The 1,051-nt window shown below is 44.4% G+C and carries 1 protein-coding gene; it reads right to left on the bottom strand.

From position 1 onward, the window contains the following. Nucleotides 1–1,051, bottom strand: a 1,051-nt coding sequence (gene tuf / locus J2Y37_RS15855; protein ID WP_349033422.1) for an elongation factor Tu, incomplete at both ends; no start/stop codon positions are given.

Below are 1,051 nucleotides of genomic sequence, written 5' to 3'. Positions count from 1 at the left end.
AGTTACTTTCGCAACAACACCAGCACCTACAGTACGACCACCTTCACGAATCGCAAAACGTAGACCTGGGTCCATTGCGATTGGGTGAATTAATTCTACTGACATTTCAACGTTGTCACCTGGCATAACCATTTCAACGCCGTCTTGTAATTGGATTGCGCCAGTTACGTCAGTTGTACGGAAGTAGAACTGTGGACGGTAACCATTTAAGAATGGAGTATGACGACCACCTTCTTCTTTAGAAAGTACATATACTTCTGCGTCGAATTTAGTGTGCGGCTTGATTGTACCTGGCTTAGCAAGTACTTGACCACGTTGTACGTCTTCACGCTTAGTACCACGAAGAAGAACACCACAGTTCTCGCCAGCACGACCTTCGTCAAGCAATTTACGGAACATTTCAACGCCAGTTACAGTCGTCACAACAGTGTCACGAATACCAACGATTTCAACTGATTCGCCAACTTTAACGATACCAGATTCTACACGGCCAGTTACAACTGTACCACGACCAGAAATCGAGAATACATCTTCGATTGGCATTAGGAATGCTTTATCGATTGCACGCTCTGGCTCTGGAATGTAAGAGTCAAGTGCAGCAACTAAGTCGATTACAGCTTGTTCGCCATAAGGACCGTCGTTACCGTTTAATGCTTGAAGCGCTGAACCACGGATGATTGGAGTGTCATCACCTGGGAAGTCATAAGTAGAAAGAAGTTCACGAACTTCCATTTCTACTAATTCAAGTAATTCTTCATCATCAACAAGGTCACACTTGTTTAAGAATACGATGATGTACGGTACACCAACCTGACGTGAAAGTAGGATGTGTTCACGAGTTTGTGGCATAGGACCATCAGTCGCAGCACATACAAGGATCGCGCCGTCCATCTGAGCAGCACCAGTAATCATGTTTTTAACATAATCGGCGTGGCCCGGGCAGTCTACGTGAGCATAGTGACGGATTGGAGAATCGTAATCTACGTGTGATGTATAAATGGTAATACCACTTTCTTTTTCTTCAGCAGCTGATTCGAATTGTGAGTAATCA

This window comes from Acinetobacter sp. 3657 (genome assembly GCF_031456775.1).
Classification (GTDB): domain Bacteria; phylum Pseudomonadota; class Gammaproteobacteria; order Pseudomonadales; family Moraxellaceae; genus Acinetobacter.
The sequence above is the reverse complement of the archived record's forward strand: the minus strand, read 5'-3'. Positions and strand labels throughout refer to the sequence as shown.